Raw genomic sequence first — 24,002 nt, forward strand, 5'->3', positions numbered from 1 at the left:
GGATCACCGTCGGCCACCTCGGCGGCCGCCCCCTCGCATGCCCCCTCGACCGCCGCGCCGGGCTTGCCGGAAGAGTGCCGTGTCACAGCCGCCGGACCCCCTTCAGGCGGCCCTGCCGGCGGGCCGGCCTGCCGAAGAGACCGCCGCGCTGGCCGCCGAGGCGGGAGAAGGCGCCCTCGCCGCCGGCCAGCGTCGCCGGGCCCCCCTCGCCCGCGAGCGGGTCGTTCTCGGTGCGGCGGGCGAGCGCCATGATCAGCGGCACGGTGAAGGGCGCCAGCAGCAGGTCGTAGAGCGTCGCGGTGAGGACCAGGCCGCTCAGCCCGACGTGGCGGGCCGCGGTGTCGCCGACGAGCGCGCCCACGCCCGCGTAGAGCAGCGTGGAGCCGATGGCCGCGGCGACGACGACGAGCATGGGGACGGTGGCCGAGCGCACTCTGCCGCTCTCCGGCTTGACCAGGCCGACGACATAGCCGACCACGCACAGCACCAGGGCGTACCGCCCGGTGGCGTGGTCGGCGGGCGGCGCGAGGTCGGCGAGGAGACCGGCCCCGAAGCCGATGAGGGCGCCGCTGGTGTGCCCGTAGACGAGCGTGAGGCCGACGACGACGAGGAGCATCAGGTCGGGGACGGCGCCGGGGAGGTGGAGCCGGGCGAGAACGGTCACCTGGACGACGAGGGCGATCACGACGAGCGCCGACGAGAGCAGGATCCGGTTGATGCGCATCGGTTCAGTCCTGGGGTTTGGCGCTCGCGGAGGGGGTGGCCGTCACGGTCACCGTGGGCGTCGGCTTGGGAGCCTCGGGTTTCGGCGGCAGGACCGTGTCACGCGGGTCGGTGCGGGGCTCCTCGACGACGACGCCGACGATGTCGAGCCTGCTGTAGCCGACGAAGGGCCGGACCTGGACGGTGCGGGTCAGGCTGCCGCCCGCGGGCTCGACGCGGGTGACCTCGCCGACGGGGACGCCGGGCACGAACGGCTTGTTCCTGCTGGAGCCGAAGGTGACGAGGCGGTCGCCCTCGTGGACGACGGCCTTGCCGTTGAGGAGTTCGACGCGCAGGGAGCGGTCGCCCTGGCCGGTGGCGAAGCCGAGCTCGCCGGACTTCTCCATCCGGGTGCCGACGGTGAACTTGGGGTCGGTCGCGAGCAGGACGGTGGCGGTGGACCGGGAGACGGTGGTGACCCGGCCGACGAGGCCGTCGCCGTTGAGCACGGTCATGTCGCGGTGGATGCCGTCGTTGCTGCCCGCGTCGATGGTGACCGTCCAGGAGAAGCCCTGGGCCGCTCCTATGGCGATGACCTGGGCGCCCTTGATGCCGTACTGCCCGCGGCCCGCGGTCTTGAGCATCGCGTCGAGCTCGCGGGCCCGGCCGCGGTTGCGGTCGTCGCTGCCGAGGCGCTGCTTGAGGGTGGCGTTCTCCCGCTCCAGCTGGGCGATGCGGCTGTGGCGGCCGCCCGAGTCCCGTACGGCGGCGATGGCGTTGCCGACCGGGTCCACGGCGTCGGCGACCCCGGCCTCCACCGGTCCGAAGGCCGAGGCGGCGGCGTGCCGGACACCGTCGAGCGGGGACTGTTCGCCACCGCGGATGTCCACCGTGATCAGTGCGAACGCGACGGCGACCAGCAGCACCAGTAGCAGCCGGCTCTCTCGTGTGTCCCTCACGTGCGGCGGCGTGCCCTTCTCGTCGGACCGGTCGGCTGCGGGTCCGGGCCGGTCATCGGGAGCGTTCTGCCTGTATATCAGGTTGTTTACCGGCAGCGGGTACAGCCGGGCGCACCCTCGCGCCGCCCTGACACGGGCGGCCGCGAGAACCGGCCGGACCGATGGATCTCAGCCCGCCGGTCACCCGTCACCGGCGGGGCTGGGCGTCCAGCACCTGCTGGAGCGCCTCGAACTCCTCGACACACTTGCCGGAGCCCAGGGCGACGGAGTCCAGCGGGTCCTCGGCGATGTGGATCGGCATCCCGGTCTCCCGGCGCAGCCGCTCGTCGAGGCCGCGCAGGAGAGCGCCGCCGCCCGTGAGAACGATCCCGCGGTCCATCACGTCACCCGACAGCTCGGGCGGGCACTTGTCGAGGGTGGTCTTGACGGCGTCGACGATGGAGTTGACGGGCTCCTCGATGGCCTTGCGGACCTCGGCGGCCGAGATGACCACCGTCTTGGGCAGCCCGCTGACGAGGTCGCGGCCGCGGATCTCGGTGTGCTCGTCCTGCTCCAGGTCGTAGGCCGAGCCGATGGTGATCTTGATCTGTTCGGCGGTGCGCTCACCGAGGAGGAGGCTGTACTCCTTCTTGATGTGCTGGATGATCGCGTTGTCCAGCTCGTCGCCCGCGACCCGGATGGACTGTGCCGTGACGATTCCGCCGAGGGAGATCACCGCGACCTCGGTGGTGCCGCCGCCGATGTCGACGACCATGTTGCCGGTGGCCTCGTGCACGGGGAGGCCGGAGCCGATCGCGGCGGCCATCGGCTCCTCGATGATGTGCACCTGACGGGCGCCGGCCTGGGTGGACGCCTCGATCACGGCGCGGCGCTCGACCCCGGTGATGCCCGAGGGCACACAGACCACGACGCGCGGGCGGGCCATCCAGCGCCGCTTGTGGATCTTGAGGATGAAATAACGGAGCATCCGCTCCGTGATCTCGAAGTCCGCGATCACCCCGTCCTTGAGCGGACGCACGGCGACGATGTTGCCCGGGGTCCGGCCGATCATCTTCTTCGCCTCGGCACCCACCGCGAGGATGCCGCCGGTGTTGGTGTTGATGGCTACGACAGACGGCTCGTTGAGGACGATTCCGCGGCCTCTGACGTACACCAGCGTGTTGGCGGTCCCGAGGTCGACAGCCATGTCACGGCCGATGAACGACATGTTGTTCCCCATGAGGATACGTCTGGCCTTCCCAGCTGGAGCGAATGCTTACTTGAGGTCGGCAGGGTGTGCGGTGCGCTGCGGGGCGCGGAGGCTTCATCGTAGTCTCGACCGGTCGTACACGGCGCGAGGGTTCCTCCGCCATTGTCGGCGGAACGCGAGCCCGCCCCAGTAATGGTGACGTCGTGTCGGAGTGAGAGGTTCCCTCGTTCGCCACGCATATGCCAGAGGGCGGCCGAAAAGAAATCGGCCGCCCCTGATCAGAATGGGTGCGTCACTGACGAACTATCAGGCGAGGCCCGGAAAGAAAATCTTGATTTCCCGCTGTGCGGACTCCTCGGAGTCCGAGGCGTGGATGAGGTTCTCGCGCGTGATGGTGCCGAAGTCACCACGGATGGAGCCCGGGGCGGCCGAGATGGGGTCGGTCGGGCCGGCCAGCGCGCGCACGCCCTCGATCACACGCTCCCCCTCGACCACCAGGGCCACGACGGGCCCGGAGGACATGAACTGCATCAGGGGCTCGTAGAAGTCGCGGCCGACGTGCTCGGCGTAGTGCTGCTCCAGCGTGCCCCGGTCCAGGGTGCGCAGCTCCAGCGCGCTGATCGTCCAGTTCGCCTTGCGCTCGATCCGGCCGATGATCTCGCCGGTCAGGCCGCGCCGCACGGCGTCGGGCTTGAGGAGGACGAGGGTGCGCTGGCTCATATTGCGGCTCCTTGCGGGCGGGACAACAGTGCCGCGAGGGTATCGCGGATCATGGGGTACCGAGATCGCGGGCGGCCTCCGGGGCCGGGCCCCGCAGGCCCGCGGGCCGGGCCGGGCTAGGCCGGATCGGCCGCCGCCTGCTCCGCCGCCTCCCGCGCGAAGCGCGCCTTCGCCTCGTCGATCTTGCCGCCGAAGTGGACCGACGCCCACCACAGCACGCCGAAGACGACGCCCAGGATGAACATCATCGGGACGACGAAGCCGCTGAGGAACAGCGCGCCCTGCAGCAGCCATCCGAGCTGGACGCCACCGGGCCGCCCGAGCATCCCGCACAGCAGGACGCTGAGCACCATCGCCGTACCGCTGACGGCCCACACCGTGCCGGTGGAGACGTCGGACATCTGCATGGCGACCAGGCCGGCGAACCCGATGACGAAGAATTCACCGATCAGAGTGCTGGAGCAGAGCATGCGCATGGTCAGTCCCTCCCCAGGAGCAGCCGGGCCTCGCCGACCGTCATCACGGAGCCGGTCACCAGGACGCCCGCGCCGGAGAACTCGCCCTCTTCCTCCGCGAGGGTGATCGCCGCCTCCAGGGCGTCGTCGAGCCGGGGCTCGACCTGCACGCGCTCGGCACCGAAGATCTCGACCGCGATGCCGGCCAGCTCATCGGGGTCCATGGAGCGCGGGGTGGAGTTCCGGGTCACCACGACCTCGGCGAAGATCGGTTCGAAGGCTTCCAGGAGCCCCCGGGCGTCCTTGCCGGCGCTGGCGGCAACCACACCGATGAGACGGCTGAATCCGAACGCCTCGGTGACGGCCTCGGCCGCGGCGGCCGCGCCCGCGGGGTTGTGCGCGGCGTCCAGCACCACGGTGGGGCTGCGGCGCACGACCTCCAGCCGGCCCGGCGAGGTGACGGCGGCGAAGGCGCGGCGGACGGTGTCGATGTCGAGCGTGCGGGCGTGCTCCGAGCCGATGCCGAAGAACGCCTCCACGGCGGCGAGGGCGACCGCGGCGTTGTGCGCCTGGTGGGCGCCGTAGAGCGGCAGGAAGACGTCCGGATACTCGCCGCCCAGGCCGCGCAGCGTCAGCAGCTGGCCGCCGACGGCGATCTCGCGGGAGACGACGCCGAACTCCATGCCCTCGCGGGCGACCGTCGCGTCGGCCTCGACCGAGCGCTTGAGGAGGACCTGCGCGGCGTCGACAGGCTGCTGGGCGAGGACGACGGTGGCGCCCTGCTTGACGATCCCGGCCTTCTCCCCGGCGATGTCACCGGTGGTGGTGCCGAGCCGGTCGGTGTGGTCCAGCGAGATGGGGGTGACGACGGCGACCGTGCCGTCGACGACATTGGTGGCGTCCCAGGTGCCGCCCATGCCGACCTCGACGACCGCCACGTCGACGGGGGCGTCCGCGAAGGCCGCGTAGGCCATGGCGGTGATCACCTCGAAGAAGGACAGCCGGTGCTCTTCGCGCTCGTCGACCATCCGCACATACGGCTGGATGTCGCGGTACGTCTCGATGAAGCGCTCGGCCTCGATGGGAGCGCCGTCCAGGCTGATCCGCTCGGTGACGGACCGGATGTGCGGGCTCGTGTAGCGGCCGGTGCGCAGGTCGAAGGAGCCCAGCAGCGCCTCGATCATGCGGGCGGTGCTGGTCTTGCCGTTGGTGCCGGTGATGTGGATGGCGGGATACGCGCGCTGCGGCTGGCCCAGGATGTCCATCAGCGCCTCGACGCGGCGCAGTGACGGGTCGAGCTTGGTCTCGGGCCAGCGGCCCGCCAGCTCGGCCTCCACCTCGCGCAGCTCCCGGTCGACCTCGGGGTCGGCGGGGCGGGACGGCACGCCGTCACCCTGCGGCGGGCCGCCCTGGGTGCGCAGGGTGCGGCTCCCGGCCTCGATCACGGCGAGGTCGGGGGCGGGGGCACCCCCTGCTCGAGCGGATTCGAGAGCTTGGGGGAGGTCGGTCTCGGCATCGGCGGTCCCGGCGAACCGGTCGTCCTCGCCGGGGCCGGTGTCGTCGTTCTCGTCGTTCAGGGGGCGCTCGCTCACGCGGTCCAGTCTACGGAGCCGCACTGACAGCGCGGCCATCAGGCACCGGAGGCCAGCGCCGCGCTCATCATGGCCTTGGCCACCGGGGCGGCGAGGCCGTTGCCGCTGACGTCCGCGCGGGCGGCGTCACTGTCGGCGATCACCACGGCGACGGCGACCTGCTTGCCCTGGCTGTTCTGCGCGTAGGAGACGAACCACGCGTACGGCGTGCCGCTGTTGTCGACGCCGTGCTGCGCGGTGCCCGTCTTGCCGCCGACGGTCAGGCCGTCGATCCGGGCGTTGCCGCCGGTGCCCTGCTCGACGACGGTCCGCATGGCGGACTTCAGCTGCCGCGCGGTGTCGGCGGACATCGCCTGGCCGTACTGCTTCGGGTCACTCTTCTCCAGGACGCCGGAGCTGCCGTCGGTGACGCGGTCGACGAGGCGGGGCGTCATCAGCTTGCCGCCGTTGGCTATGGCCGAGGAGACCATGGCCATCTGGAGCGGGGTGGCCTGGTCGTCGAACTGGCCGATGCCGGACAGGGCGGTCTGCGAGGCGTTCATGTCGGTCGGGTAGAGGCTCTTGGCGGCGCGCACGGGCGTGTCGATCCTGCCGTCGTTGAACCCGAACTTCTCCGCCTGCTGCGCGACCTTCTGCGCGCCGAGCCGCTCGGCGAGGTGCCCGAAGACGTTGTTGCAGGAGTACTGGAGCGCCGTGCGGATGCTGGCGTTCTCGCAGGGGGCGCTGGTGTTCTCGTTGGTCAGGTAGGTGCGGGTGCCCGGCAGGAGGTAAGGGTCGGGGCTGTCGGTGGCCTGGTCGACGGAGGAGTAGAGGCCGTTCTCCAGGGCGGCCGCCGCGACGACGAGCTTGAAGGTCGAGCCCGGCGGATAGGTCTGGCGCAGCGCGCGGTTGAGGGCCGGCTGCCGCTTGTCCTTCTCCAGCGCCTCCCACGCCTTCTGGTCGGCGGCGGCGGAACCGGCGAAGCGTCCGGGGTCGTACGAGGGGGTGCTGGCCATGCCGAGGATCGCCCCGGTGGCGGGGTCGAGGGCGATGGCGGCGCCGGTCTTGCCGCCGAGGCCCTCGAAGGCGGCCTTCTGCACGGCGGGGTCGATGGTGGTGATGACGTCGCCGGGGTCGGGCTGCTTGTTCGTGAGGGCGTCGGAGGGGCTGCGCAGCCGGTCGTCCTCACCGGTGAGGACCGACTTGTAGAGGCTCTCCAACTGGGTGTCGCCGTAGATCTGCGAGGAGAAGCCGGTGACCGGCGCGTAGAGCTCGCCGTCGGTGTAGGTGCGCTTGTACTTCAGATCACCGCCGGTCGCCGTGGAGCCGGTGAGGAGCTTGCCCCCGGCGAGGATGTCGCCGAGCGGCCGGGAGTGCGCGGCTATCGCCTGTCGCGGGTTGTGGGGGTTGTCGTCGAGGCTGCCCGCCTGGGCGGCCTGCACCCAGGTGGCCCGTACGAGCACGGCGAGGACGAGCAGCAGGGAGAAGACGGCGACGTGCCGGACGGGCTTGTTCATTGGGGGGCGCGCTCCCTCTCCTTGACATACGGTTTTCCCGAAAACTCCGTTAAGCGGAGTTAGTGTTCCCCGACTCCATGAGAGCTGGCTGAGAAAGATGCCGTCCGAGGACCGGGACCGGCTCCTGGCGGTCCTGGAAGCGCTGCCGGCGGGCGCACTCGTGCAGGGCCCGGCGGACGAGGTGCTGGCGACGAACCAGCGCTTCGTCCGCATGTTCGACCTGGAGGGCCGTGCCGACCTCTCCCCCGGCGCTCCGCTGCGCCCGGTCGTCCCCCTCGTACGGGCCCTCTTCGCCCCCGGCTTCTCCGGCCCCGGCAGCCCCGGCGAGATCCTGGCGGGTCGGCACGTCCACCGGACGGCCGAGATCCCGCTCACGGACGGGCGCACCATCCGGCGCGAGGTCGAGCCGCTGCGCCGCGCGGGCCACCACCTCGGGGCGTTGTGGACCTTCCAGGACATCACCGACCGCAAGCGCCGGGAGCGCGATCTGGAGCGCGACAACCTCGCGCTCACGGAGCTCGCGCGGCAGCGCAACACCTTCACGGCGGCCGCCTCCCACGAGCTGCGGACCCCGCTCACGTCGATCATCAGCTTCTGCGAGCTGCTGGCCGACCCGGACGCGGGCAGCGCCCTGGGCACCGACCAGCTGGCCTTCCTCGACGCCATCCGCCGCAACGCCGACCGCATGCAGCGGGTGATCGCCGACCTGCTGCTGACCACCCGGATGCGGGCCTCCGGCCTTGAGCTGGAGTTCGACGCGGTGGACGTGCCCGCGATGGTCCAGGACGCCGTCCTGGACCGGCTGGCCACACCGCAGGGATCGGCCGTCTTCACCGTGCTGGACTGCGCGCGCGGACCCGCTCTCCGGGGCGACCGGCACCGCCTTCAGCAGGTCCTGGCCAATCTTCTGGAGAACGCCGCGAAATTCACCCCACCGGACGGCCGGATCACCGTCACGGCCGCTCCCTGCGGGCATTTCTGGGAGATCGAGGTAACCGATACGGGAATCGGCATCCCGCATGAATTCCATGAGGAAATCTTCACCGGCTTTGTCCGCGCACCGAATGCCACCGGCGGCGGATATCCCGGCACCGGTCTGGGACTCGCCATCAGCCGTACGGTCGTCCAGCTGCACGGCGGCACCCTCACCGCGGACAGCGCCGAGGGCGAGGGCGCGGCCTTCCTGATCCGGCTGCCCGTCACCGGACCCGGCCCCGACACCGCGCCCACCGGCCAGGGCGCGCCGTGAGCCGCGTCCTGGTCGTCGAGGACGACCCCGACCTCGCCCTCGCCCTGCGCACCCTCCTCGGCCGCGCGGGCTACGACGTGATCCACGCCGACAACGGCCGCGACGGACTGCGGCTGCTCTTCTCCGAACGGCCCGCGCTGATGCTCCTCGACATCGGCCTGCCCCAGCTCAACGGCTGGGAGGTGCTGGAACGCACCCGGGACCTCAGCGACCTGCCCGTCCTGCTGCTCACCGCCCGCGGCGCCGAGACCGACCGGGTGCGCGGGCTGCGCGCCGGAGCCGACGACTACCTCCCCAAGCCCTTCGGCAACGACGAGCTCCTCGCCCGCGTCGAGGCCCTGCTGCGCCGCACCGCGCCCACCCGCTGGGCCGGCGACTCCTTCGACGACGGGCTCCGGCTGGTCCCCGAGCGGCGCTCGGCGGTCTGGCAGGGCCACGAGGCGCGGCTCAGCGACATCGAGTACCGGCTGCTCCAGGTGCTCGTCCGCAACCGGGGGCGGGTGCTCACCACCGACCAGCTGCTCGACCGCGTCTGGGACGACCCGGAGGGGACGGGGCGGGAGCGGGTGAAGTTCGCGGTGCTTCGGCTCCGGCGCAAGCTTCGGCAGGCGGCGGGGGATGAGGCGGCGGATCCGCTGGAGGCCGTGCGGGGGCTCGGCTACCGGTACCGGGCGCTCGACTAGCCCTTCCGTGGCTCATGCCCCGGGCCCCGCCGTGGCGCCTGCGGCGGGCTTTTCCCCTACCCGCCCCTTCCCGAAACTGGGGGCAAGCCCCCAGACCCCCGCAACACGGCTTCGCCGCGTTGTCCTCAAACGCCGGACGGGCTGAACTCGCTGGCCACGGTCCGCGCAACCAGCCCGTCCGGCGTTTGAGGACGCGCCCGAAGGGCGCTCCCGCCGCAGGCGCAGCGGCGCGCAGCCGCACGGCACAAAGCCCCTCCCCGCCCCGGGACCAAAGGCCCCATCCGCCCCGCGGAAGAGATCGCAACCGTCACGCAACCGAAGCCCATCCGACCCCGCAACCGACCCACCGCACTCTCGGAGCCGTCCTCGTCGCACAGCTCCAGGAGTCATCCGTGTCGCACCTCCCCACCCGTAGCGTCGCTGTCGTCCTCGGCACCCGCCCCGAGCTCGTCAAGCTCACCGACCTCGTCCGCCTGCTGGGCCCCGCCGCCCACCTGGTGCACACGGGTCAGCACTACGACGAGGAGCTGTCCGGCCGCTTCCTGACCGAGCTCGGTCTTCCGGAGCCGACCTTTCTGAGCGGGATCGGCGGACAGCCGCGCGCCGTGCAGATCTCCGCCGCGCTCGCCCAGCTCGACGAGCTGTTCACCGCCGAGCCGCCGCTCGCCGTCGTCGTGCAGGGCGACACCAACGCCGCCCTCGCCGGCGCGCTCGCCGCGAACGCCCGCGGCATCCCGCTGCTGCACGTCGAGGCCGGGCTGCGCAGCCACGACCGCAACATGCCCGAGGAGCACAACCGCGTCCTCATCGACCGCATCGCCGACGTGCTGTGCGCGGCCACCGAGGACAACCGCGCCAACCTCCTCGCCGAGGGCATCGACGACGCCCGCGTCGCCGTCACCGGCAACACCGTCGTGGAGGCCGTGCACGGCCAGCTGCCGGACGCCGCCGCCCGCGCGGAGCTCGTCGAACGGCACGGTCTGACGGCTGACGCGTACGTCCTGGCCACCGTCCACCGGCCCGAGAACACCGACTCCGTGGACGCCCTCCGGGCGATCTTCACCGAGCTGTCCGCGCTCGCGGAGTCCGTCCCCGTCGTCGTGCCGCTGCACCCCCGCACCCGGGCGCGGATCGCGGCCGCCGGTCTGGAGGACCTGCTCACCGGCCTGACCGTGTGCCGCCCGCTGGGCTACGGCGAGTTCCTCGCGCTGGCCCGCCACGCGGCGCTCCTGGTCTCCGACTCCGGCGGCATCCAGGAGGAGTGCACCGTGCTGGGCCGCCCGCTGGTCGTCGTCCGCCGCTCCACCGAGCGCCCCGAGGCCATGGCCGACTTCGCGGACCTGGTCGAGCCCGGCCCGCAGATCGGCGCCGCCGCCCGCCGCCGGCTCGCGGAGGGCCCCGCCGGTCTGGCCCGGCTGGCCGCGCTCCCCAGCCCCTTCGGGGACGGCCTCGCCTCCGAGCGGATCGTCGCCCTGCTGGCCGCTGTCACGGCACCGGAACAGCTCGCCGCCGCGGCGTGACGCCCGGCCCGACGCTCCCGTGACCCGACCCCCACCCCGGAGTTCCCACCCTCATGTTCGACAGTCCCCTGCTGTTCGTCTTCCCCTTCTTCCTGCTGCTCTGCTTCCTGCTCTACTGGGCCGGGGCACGCACCTCCTACCTGCGGCGGCCCGCCGTCGAGGACGGGAACGCCGCCGCGTTCGACTGGCACTTCTTCGTGCCGTGCCGTGACGAGGAAGCCGTGATCGGGACGACCGTCGACCGGCTGCGCAAGGACCACCCGAGCGCCCACGTGTGGGTCATCGACGACGACAGCGACGACCGCACCGGCGCGATCGTGGCGGAGCTCGGCGAGACGGACCGCCGCGTCCACCTCGTGCGCCGCCACCGCCCCAACGCCCGCCTGGGCAAGGGCGCCGCGCTCAACGCCGCGTACGACGAGCTGAACGAGTACCTGCCCGAGGACGCCGACCGCGAGCACGTCGTCGTCTGCGTCATCGACGCCGACGGCCAGCTGGACCCGCGCGCCCTGGACCGCGTCAGCGGCCCCCTCGGCTTCGGCGACCCGGAGACCGGCGGCGTGCAGGTCAGCGTGCACATGCGCAACGCCGACGACCCGCGCCCGCTCGCCGGCCGCGGCCGGGTCCGCAACGCCTTCGCCCGCCTGCTCGTGCGGATGCAGGACATGGAGTTCTCCGTCTCCAACGCCGGCATGCAGCTGCTGCGCGGCCGCACCGGCTCCGTGGGCCTCGGCGGCAACGGCCAGTTCACCCGGCTCGCCTCCCTGGACCGCATCGCCGCGGCCGAGCGCCGCCCCTGGCAGCGCGGCGCGCTCCTGGAGGACTACGAGCTCGGCCTGCACATGATCCTCAACGGTGACCGCATAGCCCACATAGCCGACACCTGGGTCTCCCAGGAGGGCCTCCCCCACGGCCGCCGCTTCCTCACCCAGCGCACCCGCTGGGCCCAGGGCAACCTCCAGTGCGTCCGCTACGCGCCGCGCATCGTCTCCTCGCGCCACTACAGCGGCAAGGGTGTCCTGGAGACCCTCTACACCTTCCTCCAGCCGGTCGCCCACCTGGTGACGCTCGCGCTCTGCCTGGTCATGTTCGCGCTGCTCGGACTCACCGCCGCCGACGAGGGCTTCGGCGAGGCGTTCGGCGGCATGCTCGCCCTGTGGCCGCTCGTGCTCGGTCTGGCCGTCGTCTCCGTGCTGCCGTTCGTCCTGTGGGGCCCGGTCTACCGCCGGGACCGCGCACCGGGCCGCTCGCTGCTCGTCTCCCTGCTGTGGGGGCTGGCACTGTGGCTGTACGCGTACCACCTCTTCCCGGCCTCCGCCCGTGGCTTCATACGGATGCTGCGCGGCCGCAACGGCTGGGCCAAGACGCGGCGCAACGCGGAGGTCGTCACCTCCGGCCCCATCGCCGTCGAGAGCTGACGCGAGCCTCTGACAGTCTGCGCTCACCAACTGAACAAACCATGAGATGGGCCACACTTGAGGCCCGCGAGGCAACCTCCGCCCCTCTTCCGCCATCTGACCGCCGGGGAAAACATTGCCCACATCGCCCGGAGCGGTTCCGGGTGGCGGAACAGGAGCGTCGTGCGGGTACCGGAAGTCAGCACTCGGATGCACTTGCTGCTGCTCACAGCGTGGACCGTGCTGTGGTTCGCCCTGGTGGAGCCGAGCGGCGGGTTCTCCTGGCACTATCTGCGCACGGGCGGCGAGCTCATATATGACGGGGGCAACGGGACCGGTGGGCTCAACCTCTACGCCCACCATCCCGAGCTCCAGATGGGCCCCATCAGCTTCCTGGTGGCGGGCCTGTTCAACCCCTTCTCGGAGCACGCGGGCCAGTTCCTCGCGGCGGCCTTCATGTCCGCCCTGGGACTGGTCATCGTGGTGCTCGCGGGCCGCAGCGCCGCCATGCACTTCCTGGGCACCGGCACCAACCACCAGCGCCTGCGCCGTCGCGTCCTCATCGCGGGCGCCGCGTTCATCCCCATGTGGATCGAGGTGTCGGTCCGCTTCGGGCACCTGGACGACGTGCTCGCGCTGTTCTTCACCGCGCTGGCCGTCTGGTTCCTGACGCGCTGCAACCCCGCCGCCGTCGGCATCTGCCTCGCCCTGGCCCTGGACTCCAAGCCGACCGCGCTGGCCTTCCTGCCGCTGATCCTCGCCCTGCCCAGGGACCGCTGGATGCGCGCGGTGCTGTGGTGCGTGGGCCTGGTGGCCGTCGCCTGGCTGCCGTTCTTCCTGGTGGACCCGCACTCCTTCGCCGCCGCGAAGTTCACGATCCCCAACAACCCGGCGTCCGCGCTGCGCTGGCTCGGCGGCAACACCCCCGAGACCCCCAACTGGGCCCGGCCCGCCCAGGCCGCCCTCGGTCTCACGCTCGGCGCGGTCGCCGTGTGGCGCGGCCGCTGGGCCGGCGTGGTGCTGCTGGGCGCGAACGCCCGCATCCTCCTCGACCCCAGCGTCTACACCTACTACACGGCCTCCGTGCTGCTCGGCACCCTGCTGTGGGACGTCTGCGGGCAGCGGCGCCTGGTGCCCTGGTGGAGCTGGATCGCCCTGATCGTGCTCTACGGCAGCGTCTTCGTCGTCCACGACGACTCGGCACGCGGCCTGATCCGGCTGCTCTTCGTGGCGGTGTCGACCGTCTACGTCCTGTTCTGGCCCCAGCGCAACCGCGGCAGCCACCGGCCGCTCAACCGGGTGGACGAGGAACCGGTGGAAGGCCCGTGGGGACCCATGTGGGACCCGGGCCGGTCCCGGCCGTGGGAAGCCCGGACCGTACCGCCCACCCCGTGGGAGGAACCGCCCACCGGGCGGTGATCCCCGCACTGGAACGGGACAAGCCCCCGTCGCGAGAGGATTCCTCTCGCGACGGGGGCTTGTCCCGTTGCGGCGTCAGCCCTGCGGCAGTCCGGCGAGCTGCGTGGTGATCCGCTCGATGTCGGACTCGGCGGTGGCCAGGCGCGTGCGGATCTTGTCCACGACGTTGTCCGGCGCCTTGGCCAGGAACGCCTCGTTCCCGAGCTTGGCCTTGGCCTGGGCGAGTTCCTTCTCCGCCGCCGCCAGGTCCTTCGTCAGGCGCTTGCGCTCCGCCTCGAAGTCGATGACCCCGGACAGGTCGAGGGCGACCGTGGCCCCCGCGACCGGCAGCGTCGCCGTGGCCTGGAAGCCGTCCTCGGCGGGCTGCAGGCGCAGCAGCTGACGGATCGCGGCCTCGTGCGCGGCCAGGGCGGTGCCGCTCAGGTCGAGCTTCGCCGGGACCCGCTGACCGGGCTGGAGGCCCTGGTCGGAGCGGAAGCGGCGGACCTCGGTGATGACCTGCTGGAGATTCTCGATCTCCCGCTCGGCGCCCGCGTCGCGGAAGCCGCTGTCGGCCGGCCAGTCGGCGATGACGACCGACTCCTTGCCCGTGAGCGTCGTCCACAGCGTCTCGGTGACGAACGGGACCACCGGGTGCAGCAGCCGCAGCGTGACGTCCAGGACCTCGCCGAGGACGCGGGCCGAGACCTTCGCCTGCTCGCCGCCGCCCATGAAGGTGGTCTTGGACAGCTCGACGTACCAGTCGAAGACCTCGTCCCACGCGAAGTGGAAGAGGGCGTCCGACAGCTTGGCGAACTGGTAGTCGTCGTAGTACGCGTCGACCTCGGCGACCGTGGCGTTGAGGCGCGAGAGGATCCAGCGGTCCGTCGCCGACAGCTGCTCGACGGGCGGCAGGTCGCCCTCCACCGTCGCGCCGTTCATCATCGCGAAGCGGGTGGCGTTCCAGATCTTGTTCGCGAAGTTGCGCGAGCCCTGGACCCAGTCCTCACCGATCGGCACGTCGACACCGGGGTTGGCGCCGCGGGCCAGGGTGAAGCGGACGGCGTCGGAGCCGTACTTGTCCATCCAGTCCAGCGGGTTGACCGCGTTGCCGAAGGACTTCGACATCTTCTTGCCGAACTGGTCGCGGACCATGCCGTGCAGGGCGATGGTGTGGAACGGCGGGGTGCCGTCCATCGCGTAGAGACCGAACATCATCATCCGGACGACCCAGAAGAAGAGGATGTCGTAGCCGGTGACCAGGACGGAGTTCGGGTAGAACTTCCGGACGCTGTCGGTCTGCTCGGGCCAGCCGAGCGTGGAGAAGGGCCACAGGCCGGACGAGAACCAGGTGTCCAGGACGTCGGTCTCCTGGTGCCAGCCCTCGCCGGTGGGCGCCTCGTCGTCCGGGCCGACGCAGACCATCTCGCCGTCCGGGCCGTACCAGACGGGGATGCGGTGGCCCCACCACAGCTGGCGCGAGATGCACCAGTCGTGGAGATTGTCGACCCAGCCGAAGTAGCGGGACTCCATCTCCTTGGGGTGGATGGCGACATCGCCGTCGCGGACGGCCTTGCTGGCGGCCTCGGCCAGCGGGCCGACCTTGACCCACCACTGCATGGACAGCCGCGGCTCGATGGTGGTCTTGCAGCGCGAGCAGTGGCCGACGGAGTGCTCGTACGGCCGCTTCTCGGCGACGATACGGCCCTCGGCGCGCAGGGCGCCGACGATGGCGCTGCGGGCCTCCAGGCGGTCCAGGCCCTGGAAGGGGCCGGGCACGGTGATGACCGCGCGCTCGTCCATGACGGTGAGCATCGGCAGGTCGTGCCGGCGGCCGATCTCGAAGTCGTTCGGGTCGTGGGCCGGGGTCACCTTGACGGCGCCGGTGCCGAACTCCGGGTCGACGTGCTCGTCGGCGACGACCGGGATGCTGCGGCCGGTCAGCGGCAGCTCGATCTCGGTGCCGATCAGGTGCTGGTAGCGCTCGTCCTCGGGGTGGACGGCCACGGCGGTGTCACCGAGCATCGTCTCGGCGCGGGTCGTGGCGACCACGATCTCCGCGTCCCCGGAGCCGTAGCGGATCGAGACGAGCTCGCCCTCGTCGTTCTGGTACTCGACCTCGATGTCGGAGATCGCGGTGAGGCAGCGCGGGCACCAGTTGATGATGCGCTCGGCGCGATAGATCAGCTCGTCGTCGTAGAGCTTCTTGAAGATCGTCTGGACGGCCTTGGAGAGGCCCTCGTCCATGGTGAAGCGCTCGCGGGACCAGGCGACGCCGTCGCCCAGACGGCGCATCTGGCCGGAGATCTGACCGCCGGACTCGGCCTTCCACTGCCAGACGCGCTCGACGAACGCCTCGCGGCCGAGGTCGTGGCGGGACTTGCCCTCCTTGGCCAGCTCGCGCTCCACGACGTTCTGCGTGGCGATGCCGGCGTGGTCCATGCCGGGCTGCCACAGCACCTCGTAACCCTGCATCCGCTTGCGGCGGGTCAGGGCGTCGATCAGCGTGTGCTCGAAGGCGTGGCCCAGGTGGAGCGAACCGGTGACGTTCGGCGGCGGGATGACGATCGTGTACGGCTCTTTGTCGCTCTTCGCGTCCGCCTCGAAGTAGCCCCGCTCTACCCAGCGCTCGTACAGCGGCCCCTCTACGTCGGCCGGCGCGTACTGGGTCGGCAGTTCGGGGGTGCTGTCGTTCGGCCCGCTGTCGGGGCGCTGAGTGTTCTCGGTCACGGGAGAAGTCTACGGGGGCGTGTGGGGGGGTTACGAATCCATTCCGGGCCCCGGGACCGGGCCCGGCGGCACCGTCGGAAAGGATGGCGTGGAACCGATCTTCCGCGACACGCAAAGGCGACGATGAGCGAGCACCGGCCCGGTCCGTACGGGATGCCGCCGCAAGAACCGAACCCCTACGCCCAGGGCGGCACCCCCGGCTTCCCGCCGCCACCGCCGGCCGCACCGCCGGCCGCGCCGTACGGGGCGCCGCCCGCCGGGCCATACGGAGCACCGCAGCAGCAGCCGGGCGGCTGGGGACCGCCGCCCGGCCAGTACCCGCCGCCGGTGCCCCCGCAGAGCGGTGGCGGCAAGGGCAAGGCGATCGGCATCACGATCGGCGCGCTGGTCGTCATCGGCGCGATCGTGGGCGGCATCGTCCTCTTCACCGGGAACGACAAGAGCGGCGGCAGCAGCGCCAAGGCCGGTGCCAGTGCCTCGCCCGGCACCCCGGAGACCAGCGCCTCGCCGAGCGCCACCGCGACGGCGCGGGCGCGCTACAAGCTCACCGCGCCCGACACGCTCGCCGACGACTACACGAAGGACACGAGCGACCCCGGCTCCGGCTTCGACTCCAAGGCTCTCGACGAGCTCAAGGGCTTCGGGATGGCCGACCCGCAGGGCGTCAACGGCAACTACAAGTCCGGTACGGACAAGCGCGCCCAGAAGATTCTCCGCTTCTCCGGTGCCTGGGGCACCTCCGTGCGCAACCCCGAGGCTCTGGTCGACGGCCTGTTCAAGAGCGCGACGGACGGGGCCGCGAAGGAGACCGACCCCAACGAGAAGATCGAATTCGAGGACAGCCCGCGCCGGATGTCCCCGGACGGGATCGGCGACGACGCCGTGCTGAAGTGCCAGATGACCAAGCAGAGCCTCGGTCCGACGACGGGCAAGTCCCTCAGGATGCCGCTGTGCATCTGGGCCGACGGCAACACCGTCGGCACGGTGTTCGCCCTGGACACCTCGCTGATCGTGCAGGGCAAGGACCTCAGCCTCGACTCGGCCGCCGGCCGGGTCGCGACGTTCCGCGAGCGCGTACGGGTGCCGGTGGGGAGCTGACGGAGCGGAGCCGACGGGGCGACTGTTCCCGAACTGTTGCCGCCCCGCGGTAAAGCTCGCGTAAGTCGTCGGGGAGGATGGCGGGCCTGTCACGAGCCACAGATCGAAACGAGACACGATGAGCTACAACCAGCCGGGCCCCTACGGCGCTCCCCAGCAGCCCCAGCAGCCGGGGCCGTACGGCCCCGGCGGAGCCGCGGGCCAGCCCGGTTACGGTTACCCGCAGCAGCCTCCCGCCCCGGCCTACGGCCAGCCCCCGCAGCCGGGCCCCTACGGCCAGCAGCCCCCGGCCGCCCCGCCGTACGGCGCGCCGCAGCAGGGCGGTTGGGGCCAGCCCCAGCCGGGCCCGTACGGCCAGCAGCCGCAGCCCGGCATGCCGGGCCAGTACCCCCCGCCGGTCCCGCCGCAGAGCGGTGGCGGCAAGGGCAAGGCGATCGGCATCACGATCGGCGCGCTGGTCGTGGTCGGCGCGATCGTGGGCGGCGTCCTCTTCTTCAAGAACGGCGGCGGGGGCGGCGGGAAGGTGGCGCCCTACACGCTGGTGATGCCGGATTCGCTGCTGGACGGGAAGTTCAACAAGCAGCAGTCCTCCACCGACACCGCCAACAAGAGCCTCGCTGACGACAGCGAGATCAAGGCGATGGGCATCGCGAACGGCACCGGTGTCGGCGCGTCCTACAAGAACGCCCAGCAGCAGGGCCTGGCCGTGAAGGGCGTCTACGGCGACGTGTCCGACCCCGGCAAGGCGGTGGACGCGATCTTCGCCAAGCTGGACCAGAAGTCCACGACGGCCGGAGCCAAGATCGAGGTCATCACGCCCGTCACCGAGTTCCACCCGAGCGGCTTCGACGGCGCGGTGATCAAGTGCGAGTCGAAGAAGGCCACCGTGACCATGGGGGCCATCACGTCCAGCGCCGAAGGCTCGACGTGCGTCTGGGGTGACTCCAGCGCGGTGACAGCCGTCTCGCACTCGGTCGCCAAGACCACCGGCGGCATCACCGGCGGCGCCACCACCTCCGCCACCGGCAACGCGATGTCCGCGCAGGAGCTGTCCGAAGCGGTGGTCAAGATCCGCAACGAGGTCCGCAAGAACAAGTAGCTCCCGGGGCGAGCGCCGCAGCCGAGCCCGTACGTCCAGCGGGGGCCGTACGGGCGGCCCGGCGGTCGAAACGGCTTTCGAACCCCCCGGTCCCCTATGGGATCCTGAACGCTCCGCCGGCGTGGCCCGCGAGGGCCCCGCCCGGGGTTCCCTCACCGAGGGCGTGTCCGGCCGCCTGAGCGCATTCCTGAGGGGGAACCCAGATGAGCCACGCCCAGCCCGGCCCGTACGGCGGTCCGCCGCCCCAGCAGCCGCCCACGCCCTACGGCCAGGGTGCCCCGCAGCCGGGCTACGGCTATCCGCAGCAGGCGCCGTACGGGCAGCAGCAGCCTCCGTACGGGCAGCCCGGCCCGTACGGCCGGCCGGGGCCCTACGGCCAGCAGCCCTACCCCGGGGTGCCCGCGCCGTACCCGCCGCCGATACCCCCGCGGCGCGGCGGCAAGGGCAAGGTCGTCGGGATCACGGTCGCCGCGCTCGTCGTGGTCGGGGCGATCATCGGCGGGATCACCGTGCTGATGAAGGACCACAGCGGCTCCTCCGTCGCGGACGACGGCAAGCGCTACAAGCTGACGGCACCGGACACGGTCCTCACCGAGTACAAAAAGGACCCCGATTTCCGGGACCAGGGCTTCTTCAACACCCCGGAGGCGCGGCGCGATCTCCGCATCATGGGCGTGAGGAATCCGGAGTCCAATTCGGCGGAGTACAGGGCCGGGAACGTCTCCGAGCGGAAGTTGCTGCGGTTCATCGGCATCTGGGGCGGCATCAAGAAGCCCGAGAACTTCGTGGACGCCATGTTCAGGAGCATGGCGAAGTCCGTGACCGCCACCAAGGTGGAGGGAACCCCGCAGGCCGTCACGCCGCCCGGCTTCGACGGCGCGATGAAGTGCCAGTACACGCACCCCGGCGACAGCAGCATCGTCGTGCCCCTGTGCATCTGGGCGGACCACAGCACGGCCGGCGTGGTCTACGTGGGCGACAGGAAGCATTCCGACCCGGGCGCCAAGCTCCCGTTCGACGAGGCCGCCGGGATCACGGCCAAGCTGCGCACGGAGATCCGCGTGGAGATCAAGAAGTAGCGGGTCCGCGCACGACGAAGGGGGGCACCCGGCCGGTAAGCCGGGTGCCCCCCCTTCTTCAGTCTTCAGCCGAGAACTACGCGCTCTTCTCGTGCCGTTCGTCCTTGCCGACGATCCGCGGCTCACGCGGGACCAGGGTCGGGTTGACGTTGGAGTGGACGACGTCCTCGGTGATGACGACGCGGGCCACGTCCTTGCGGGACGGGACCTCGTACATCACGGACATCAGGACCTCTTCCATGATGGCCCGCAGACCGCGCGCGCCGGTGCCGCGCAGGATCGCCTGGTCGGCGATCGCCTCCAGGGCCGGGCGGTCGAACTCCAGCTCCACACCGTCGAGTTCAAACAGTCGTTGGTACTGCTTCACCAGGGCGTTGCGCGGCTCGACCAGGATCTGGAGGAGCGCCTCGCGGTCGAGGTTGTGGACGCTGGTGATCACGGGGAGGCGGCCGATGAATTCCGGGATCATGCCGAACTTCACCAGGTCCTCGGGCATGACCTCCTGGAACTGGTCGCTCGCCTCGATCTCCCGCTTGGAGCGGATCGTCGCCCCGAAGCCGATGCCCTTGGCGCCCGCGCGCGACTCGATGATCTTCTCCAGGCCGGAGAAGGCGCCGCCCACGATGAAGAGGACGTTCGTCGTGTCGATCTGGATGAATTCCTGGTGCGGGTGCTTACGGCCGCCCTGCGGGGGGACGGAGGCCGTAGTGCCTTCCAGGATCTTCAGCAGGGCCTGCTGGACGCCCTCGCCCGACACATCCCGTGTGATCGACGGATTTTCACTCTTCCGGGCGACCTTGTCGATCTCATCGATGTAGATGATGCCGGTCTCGGCCTTCTTGACGTCGTAGTCCGCGGCCTGGATCAGCTTCAGCAGGATGTTCTCGACGTCCTCACCGACGTAACCGGCCTCCGTCAGCGCCGTGGCGTCGGCGATCGCGAAGGGGACATTCAGCATGCGGGCGAGCGTCTGCGCGAGGAGGGTCTTGCCCGAGCCCGTGGGACCCAGGAGCAGGATGTTGGACTTCGCGAGCTCGATGCCGTCGTCGCGGCCGTGGCCGCCGCCGCTCTCACCGGCCTGCACGCGCTTGTAGTGGTTGTAGACCGCGACGGAGAGGGCCTTCTTGGCCGCCTCCTGGCCCACGACATAGCCCTCGAGGAACTCGTAGATCTCGCGGGGCTTGGGGAGCTCCTCCCACCGCACCTCGGAGGTCTCCGCCAGCTCTTCCTCGATGATCTCGTTACAGAGGTCGATGCACTCGTCGCAGATGTACACACCAGGCCCCGCGATGAGCTTCTTCACCTGCTTCTGGCTCTTCCCGCAGAACGAGCACTTGAGCAGATCGCCGCCGTCACCGATGCGTGCCACGAGGTGCTTCCCCTTCGCCTGGGATCCGCCTTGCTCTGCGAACCCGGGTGCTTGCCTATCGACGGTACCTTGCCGGGCCCCCCGTGCGGGCCCCCCTTGGCCCTACTCGGTCCAAGGGGGTTGCCGGCGGCACATGTGGCCGGACCGAAAAAGGTCAGGCCGAAACGGACGTCTTGCGCGTCGAGACGATCTGGTCCACCAGGCCGTACGCGAGCAGCTCGTCGGCGGTGAGGATCTTGTCGCGCTCGATGTCCTCGCGGATCTTCTCGATCGGCGTGGTGGAGTGCTTGGCCAGCATGTCCTCCAGCTGCGCCCGCATCCGGAGGATCTCGTTGGCGGCGATCTCCAGGTCGGAGACCTGGCCGCGGCCGGTCTCGCTGTACGGCTGGTGGATCAGGACGCGGGCGTTCGGCAGCGCCATGCGCTTGCCCGGCGTGCCGGCGGCGAGCAGCACGGCGGCGGCGGAGGCCGCCTGGCCCATGCAGACCGTCTGGATGTCCGGCTTCACGAACTGCATCGTGTCGTAGATCGCGGTCAGCGCCGTGAAGGAGCCGCCCGGCGAGTTGATGTAGATCGAGATGTCGCGGTCCGGGTCCATCGACTCCAGGCACAGCAGCTGCGCCATGACGTCGTTGGCCGAGGCGTCGTCGATCTGCACGCCGAGGAAGATCACACGCTCCTCGAAGAGCTTCGCGTACGGGTCGTACTCGCGCACGCCCTGCGAGGTGCGCTCGACGAAGCGCGGGACGATGTAACGGGAGTCGGCCTGGGGGCCGGTGTAGAGGCCGCTGCCGGCGTTGTTGTTCATCTGCGTGTTCACCATCCTGGTGGCGTTCTGAGGGCGAGGGGTTCTGCTGCGTGGACGCGCCGGGGATCAGGCCCCGGTGCCGCCCCCGCCCGGAACGCCCGCGGCGGATCCCATGACCTCGTCGATGAGGCCGTACTCCTTGGCCTCGTCGGCGGAGAACCAGCGGTCGCGGTCGGAGTCGTGAGTGATCTGCTCGACGGACTGACCGGTGTGGTGAGCGGTGAGCTCGGCCATCCGCTTCTTGGTGTAGAGCAGCCGCTCGGCGTGGATCTTGATGTCCGTGGCGGAGCCCGCCAGGCCCGCGGAGGGCTGGTGGATCAGGATCTCGGCGTTGGGCAGCGCGAAGCGCTTGCCCGGGGTGCCGGCGCTCAGCAGGAACTGGCCCATCGAGGCGGCGAGGCCCATGGCGATGGTGACCACGTCGTTCTTGATGTACTGCATGGTGTCGTAGATCGCCATGCCGGCCGTGATCGAGCCGCCGGGGCTGTTGATGTAGAGGTAGATGTCCTTGTCCGGGTCCGCGGCAAGGAGGAGCAGCTGCGCCGTGATCTTGTTGGCGATGTCATCGTCGACCGGCTGGCCGAGGAAGATGATTCGTTCCCCGAGCAGTCGGTTGTAGACCTGGTCGCCGAGGCCACCGAAGCTCGGCTCGCCGGCGGCGGCGGAAGGCATCAGATTCGTCACGTATCCACCTGCTCGTTGTTCGACGGCCCCGCGAGCCGTCTCAGCGTCTTCTTCAAGGGGTGAGGTCGGGCGCGCCATCCGGGCTTCCGCGTCGCGCTTCCGGGACTCCCCTGCCCCCGTATCTACGGACCCTAACGCGCTGGTAGGCGGTGGCCATCCCGCATCAGGAACTGTTCGCTCTGAGCGCAGGTTCCCCCGGGTCCACAGGAGCGCGGCGGGCCCGGCCCCGGCACCCAGGAGGGTGCCGGGGCCGGGCCCGTGCTCCGTATCGCTACGAGGGGGGCGAGGCTCAGGCCTCGGTGCCCTCGACGACCTCGGTGGCGGCCTCGACCGTCTCGGCGGTCTCGTCCTCGTCGTCCAGGTCGACGACCTCGCCGTTGCTGTCCTTGACCGTGGCGGCCTCGACGACGGCCGCGAGGGCCTTGCCGCGGGCGACCTCGCCGACGAGCATCGGCACCTGGCCACCCTCGACGACGGCCTGGGCGAACTGGTCGGGGCTCATGCCGGAGGACTGGGCACGGCGCATGAGGTGCTCGGTGAGCTCCTCCTGGCCGACCGACAGCTTCTCCTTGTTGACGATCTCGTCCAGGATGAACTGGGTCTTGATGCCCTTCTCGGCCTGCTCCTTGAGCTCGGCGTCGAACTCCTCGGCGGACTTGCCCTGGATCTCCAGGTACTTCGCCAGGTCCAGGCCCATCTGGCCGAGCTGGTGGTGCTCGAGGTTGTGCTTACGGGTGTTGACCTCGTCCTCGAGCAGCTTCTCCGGCATCGGGACCTCGACCAGCTTGATCAGCTCGTCGAGGACCTTCTCCTGGGCCTGCGTGGCCTGGTCGAACTTCTTCATCCGGGCCAGGCGCTTGGTGCTGTCGGCGCGCAGCTCCTCCAGCGTGTCGAACTCGCTCGCCAGCTGGGCGAACTCGTCGTCCAGGGCGGGCAGTTCGCGGGCCTTGACGGCGGTGACGACGACCTTGACCTCGGCCTCCTTGCCCTCGGCGGAACCGCCCTTGAGCTCGGAGGTGAAGGTGGCGGTGCCGCCGGCCTCGAGACCGGTCACGGCCTCGTCGATGCCGTCGAGCAGCTGGCCGGAGCCGATGGTGTAGTCGATGCCCTCGGCGACACCGTCCTCCAGCACCTCGCCGTCGACCTTGGCCTCCAGGTCGACGGTGACGATGTCACCCTCGGCGGCGGCGCGCTCGACCGGGGAGGTGGTGGCGAAGCGGTCGCGCAGCTGCTCGACCGACTTCTCGATGTCCTCGTCGGAAACCTCGACGGCGTCGACGGTGACCTCGATGCCGGAGTAGTCCGGGATCTCCAGGGTCGGGCGGACGTCGACCTCGGCGGTGAAGGAGAGCAGCTCGCCGTCCTTCAGCTCCTTGATGTCGACCTCGGGCTGGCCCAGCGGGTTGAGGTCGGCCTCGTTGACCGCCTCGGTGTAGAACTTCGGAAGCGCGTCGTTGACGGCCTCCTCCAGCACCGCACCGCGGCCGAACCGCTGGTCGATGACACGGGCGGGGATCTTGCCCTGACGGAAGCCCTTCACCGTGACCTGCTGGTTGATCTTCTTGTACGCCGCGTCGAGGCTGGCCTTGAGCTCCTCGAAGGGCACCTCAACAGTGAGCCGAACCCGAGTCGGGTTCAGGGTCTCCACGGCGCTCTTCACGGTTCGGTCTCCTTGGGGCTGACTTCTTGGATTCTGCTGATGTCCAGCGGATCGCGCCCGGTACAGAGACACACGGGCACGCAGCTTGCATAGTAACCGCAAGCAGTACGGGCCC

20 protein-coding genes are annotated in these 24,002 nt (G+C 70.7%); 8 read left to right on the plus strand and 12 right to left on the minus strand.

The window, feature by feature from the left end; translation table 11 throughout:
* Nucleotides 1–82: 82 nt before the first annotated feature.
* The 7 genes from mreD to ACZ4A5_RS03560 all read right to left on the minus strand — a co-directional run bounded on the left by mreD (nucleotide 83) and on the right by ACZ4A5_RS03560 (nucleotide 7,113).
* The gene (gene mreD / locus ACZ4A5_RS03530) at nucleotides 83–724 is read right to left on the minus strand and encodes a rod shape-determining protein MreD (protein WP_398868541.1); all 642 of its coding nucleotides are present in this window, start codon (nucleotides 722–724) and stop codon (nucleotides 83–85) included.
* A gap of 4 nt (nucleotides 725–728) precedes the next feature.
* Nucleotides 729–1,661, minus strand: coding sequence for a rod shape-determining protein MreC (mreC, locus tag ACZ4A5_RS03535; RefSeq protein WP_398868540.1), 933 nt, complete (start codon nucleotides 1,659–1,661; stop codon nucleotides 729–731).
* Between the two features lie 187 nt (nucleotides 1,662–1,848).
* Nucleotides 1,849–2,868, minus strand: a complete 1,020-nt coding sequence (locus ACZ4A5_RS03540) for a rod shape-determining protein (RefSeq protein ID WP_004950903.1) — start codon at nucleotides 2,866–2,868, stop codon at nucleotides 1,849–1,851.
* A gap of 288 nt (nucleotides 2,869–3,156) precedes the next feature.
* On the minus strand, nucleotides 3,157–3,570 hold the full coding sequence (gene ndk, locus ACZ4A5_RS03545) for a nucleoside-diphosphate kinase (RefSeq protein WP_366006226.1): 414 nt from the start codon (nucleotides 3,568–3,570) through the stop codon (nucleotides 3,157–3,159).
* A gap of 116 nt (nucleotides 3,571–3,686) precedes the next feature.
* Nucleotides 3,687–4,046 (minus strand): DUF4233 domain-containing protein, encoded by a 360-nt coding sequence (locus ACZ4A5_RS03550; RefSeq protein ID WP_467577993.1) that lies wholly within the window; start codon nucleotides 4,044–4,046, stop codon nucleotides 3,687–3,689.
* A gap of 2 nt (nucleotides 4,047–4,048) precedes the next feature.
* Entirely contained in the window at nucleotides 4,049–5,617 is a 1,569-nt protein-coding gene (gene folC, locus ACZ4A5_RS03555; protein ID WP_467577996.1) for a bifunctional tetrahydrofolate synthase/dihydrofolate synthase, read from the minus strand.
* A gap of 38 nt (nucleotides 5,618–5,655) precedes the next feature.
* Nucleotides 5,656–7,113 carry a peptidoglycan D,D-transpeptidase FtsI family protein gene (locus ACZ4A5_RS03560; RefSeq protein ID WP_467577999.1) on the minus strand — a complete coding sequence of 486 codons (1,458 nt, stop codon included), beginning with the start codon at nucleotides 7,111–7,113 and terminating at the stop codon, nucleotides 5,656–5,658.
* A gap of 97 nt (nucleotides 7,114–7,210) precedes the next feature.
* Here ACZ4A5_RS03560 and ACZ4A5_RS03565 point away from each other — a divergent pair, with 97 nt between their 5' ends.
* From ACZ4A5_RS03565 to ACZ4A5_RS03585, 5 genes are all read left to right on the plus strand, one after another.
* Nucleotides 7,211–8,362, plus strand: coding sequence for a PAS domain-containing sensor histidine kinase (locus ACZ4A5_RS03565; RefSeq protein ID WP_467578002.1), 1,152 nt, complete (start codon nucleotides 7,211–7,213; stop codon nucleotides 8,360–8,362).
* On the plus strand, nucleotides 8,359–9,045 hold the full coding sequence (locus ACZ4A5_RS03570) for a response regulator transcription factor (RefSeq protein ID WP_467578004.1): 687 nt from the start codon (nucleotides 8,359–8,361) through the stop codon (nucleotides 9,043–9,045). The genes ACZ4A5_RS03565 and ACZ4A5_RS03570 overlap by 4 nt, the downstream gene beginning before the upstream one ends.
* Before the next feature lie 392 nt (nucleotides 9,046–9,437).
* Nucleotides 9,438–10,565 (plus strand): non-hydrolyzing UDP-N-acetylglucosamine 2-epimerase, encoded by a 1,128-nt coding sequence (gene wecB / locus ACZ4A5_RS03575; RefSeq protein WP_398868533.1) that lies wholly within the window; start codon nucleotides 9,438–9,440, stop codon nucleotides 10,563–10,565.
* 53 nt (nucleotides 10,566–10,618) lie between these two features.
* Nucleotides 10,619–11,983, plus strand: a complete 1,365-nt coding sequence (locus ACZ4A5_RS03580) for a glycosyltransferase family 2 protein (RefSeq protein WP_467578007.1) — start codon at nucleotides 10,619–10,621, stop codon at nucleotides 11,981–11,983.
* 189 nt (nucleotides 11,984–12,172) lie between these two features.
* Entirely contained in the window at nucleotides 12,173–13,381 is a 1,209-nt protein-coding gene (locus ACZ4A5_RS03585) for a hypothetical protein (RefSeq protein ID WP_467578159.1), read from the plus strand.
* A gap of 75 nt (nucleotides 13,382–13,456) precedes the next feature.
* Here ACZ4A5_RS03585 and ACZ4A5_RS03590 read toward each other — a convergent pair whose 3' ends face one another.
* Entirely contained in the window at nucleotides 13,457–16,090 is a 2,634-nt protein-coding gene (locus ACZ4A5_RS03590) for a valine--tRNA ligase (protein WP_467578009.1), read from the minus strand.
* Nucleotides 16,091–16,213: 123 nt separating this feature from the next.
* Between ACZ4A5_RS03590 and ACZ4A5_RS03595 the strand changes: the two genes are divergently transcribed.
* The 3 genes from ACZ4A5_RS03595 (at nucleotide 16,214) to ACZ4A5_RS03605 (ending at nucleotide 19,366) form a co-directional block, all read left to right on the plus strand.
* Nucleotides 16,214–17,188, plus strand: a complete 975-nt coding sequence (locus ACZ4A5_RS03595) for a hypothetical protein (protein WP_467578011.1) — start codon at nucleotides 16,214–16,216, stop codon at nucleotides 17,186–17,188.
* A gap of 118 nt (nucleotides 17,189–17,306) precedes the next feature.
* Nucleotides 17,307–18,287, plus strand: a complete 981-nt coding sequence (locus ACZ4A5_RS03600) for a hypothetical protein (protein WP_467578013.1) — start codon at nucleotides 17,307–17,309, stop codon at nucleotides 18,285–18,287.
* Between the two features lie 203 nt (nucleotides 18,288–18,490).
* Nucleotides 18,491–19,366: a hypothetical protein gene (locus tag ACZ4A5_RS03605; RefSeq protein ID WP_467578015.1), complete on the plus strand. Its 876-nt coding sequence runs from the start codon at nucleotides 18,491–18,493 to the stop codon at nucleotides 19,364–19,366.
* A 76-nt stretch (nucleotides 19,367–19,442) separates the two neighbouring features.
* On the opposite strand, the gene clpX is transcribed toward ACZ4A5_RS03605, so the two are convergent.
* The 4 genes from clpX to tig all read right to left on the minus strand — a co-directional run bounded on the left by clpX (nucleotide 19,443) and on the right by tig (nucleotide 23,887).
* Nucleotides 19,443–20,735: an ATP-dependent Clp protease ATP-binding subunit ClpX gene (clpX, locus tag ACZ4A5_RS03610; protein WP_467578017.1), complete on the minus strand. Its 1,293-nt coding sequence runs from the start codon at nucleotides 20,733–20,735 to the stop codon at nucleotides 19,443–19,445.
* Nucleotides 20,736–20,889: 154 nt separating this feature from the next.
* Entirely contained in the window at nucleotides 20,890–21,558 is a 669-nt protein-coding gene (locus tag ACZ4A5_RS03615; protein WP_116211811.1) for an ATP-dependent Clp protease proteolytic subunit, read from the minus strand.
* A 51-nt stretch (nucleotides 21,559–21,609) separates the two neighbouring features.
* A complete protein-coding gene (locus ACZ4A5_RS03620; protein ID WP_361533554.1) occupies nucleotides 21,610–22,227 on the minus strand; it encodes an ATP-dependent Clp protease proteolytic subunit in 618 nt (205 codons plus the stop codon).
* A 289-nt stretch (nucleotides 22,228–22,516) separates the two neighbouring features.
* The gene (gene tig, locus ACZ4A5_RS03625; RefSeq protein ID WP_467578020.1) at nucleotides 22,517–23,887 is read right to left on the minus strand and encodes a trigger factor; all 1,371 of its coding nucleotides are present in this window, start codon (nucleotides 23,885–23,887) and stop codon (nucleotides 22,517–22,519) included.
* Between the last annotated feature and the right edge of the window lie 115 nt (nucleotides 23,888–24,002).

The organism is Streptomyces sp. NPDC025618 (assembly GCF_055558795.1).

What these genes read in the sequence shown, in the direction of transcription:
- ACZ4A5_RS03560 (WP_467577999.1), bottom strand. Translation starts at nt 7,113, where the DNA reads ATGAACAAGCCCGTCCGGCACGTCGCCGTCTTCTCCCTGCTGCTCGTC.
- ndk (WP_366006226.1), bottom strand. Translation starts at nt 3,570, where the DNA reads ATGAGCCAGCGCACCCTCGTCCTCCTCAAGCCCGACGCCGTGCGGCGC.
- ACZ4A5_RS03540 (WP_004950903.1), bottom strand. Translation starts at nt 2,868, where the DNA reads ATGTCGTTCATCGGCCGTGACATGGCTGTCGACCTCGGGACCGCCAAC.
- ACZ4A5_RS03615 (WP_116211811.1), bottom strand. Translation starts at nt 21,558, where the DNA reads ATGGTGAACACGCAGATGAACAACAACGCCGGCAGCGGCCTCTACACC.
- mreD (WP_398868541.1), bottom strand. Translation starts at nt 724, where the DNA reads ATGCGCATCAACCGGATCCTGCTCTCGTCGGCGCTCGTCGTGATCGCC.
- ACZ4A5_RS03595 (WP_467578011.1), top strand. Translation starts at nt 16,214, where the DNA reads ATGAGCGAGCACCGGCCCGGTCCGTACGGGATGCCGCCGCAAGAACCG.
- ACZ4A5_RS03550 (WP_467577993.1), bottom strand. Translation starts at nt 4,046, where the DNA reads ATGCGCATGCTCTGCTCCAGCACTCTGATCGGTGAATTCTTCGTCATC.
- ACZ4A5_RS03565 (WP_467578002.1), top strand. Translation starts at nt 7,211, where the DNA reads ATGCCGTCCGAGGACCGGGACCGGCTCCTGGCGGTCCTGGAAGCGCTG.
- ACZ4A5_RS03585 (WP_467578159.1), top strand. Translation starts at nt 12,173, where the DNA reads ATGCACTTGCTGCTGCTCACAGCGTGGACCGTGCTGTGGTTCGCCCTG.
- ACZ4A5_RS03600 (WP_467578013.1), top strand. Translation starts at nt 17,307, where the DNA reads ATGAGCTACAACCAGCCGGGCCCCTACGGCGCTCCCCAGCAGCCCCAG.
- ACZ4A5_RS03605 (WP_467578015.1), top strand. Translation starts at nt 18,491, where the DNA reads ATGAGCCACGCCCAGCCCGGCCCGTACGGCGGTCCGCCGCCCCAGCAG.
- ACZ4A5_RS03580 (WP_467578007.1), top strand. Translation starts at nt 10,619, where the DNA reads ATGTTCGACAGTCCCCTGCTGTTCGTCTTCCCCTTCTTCCTGCTGCTC.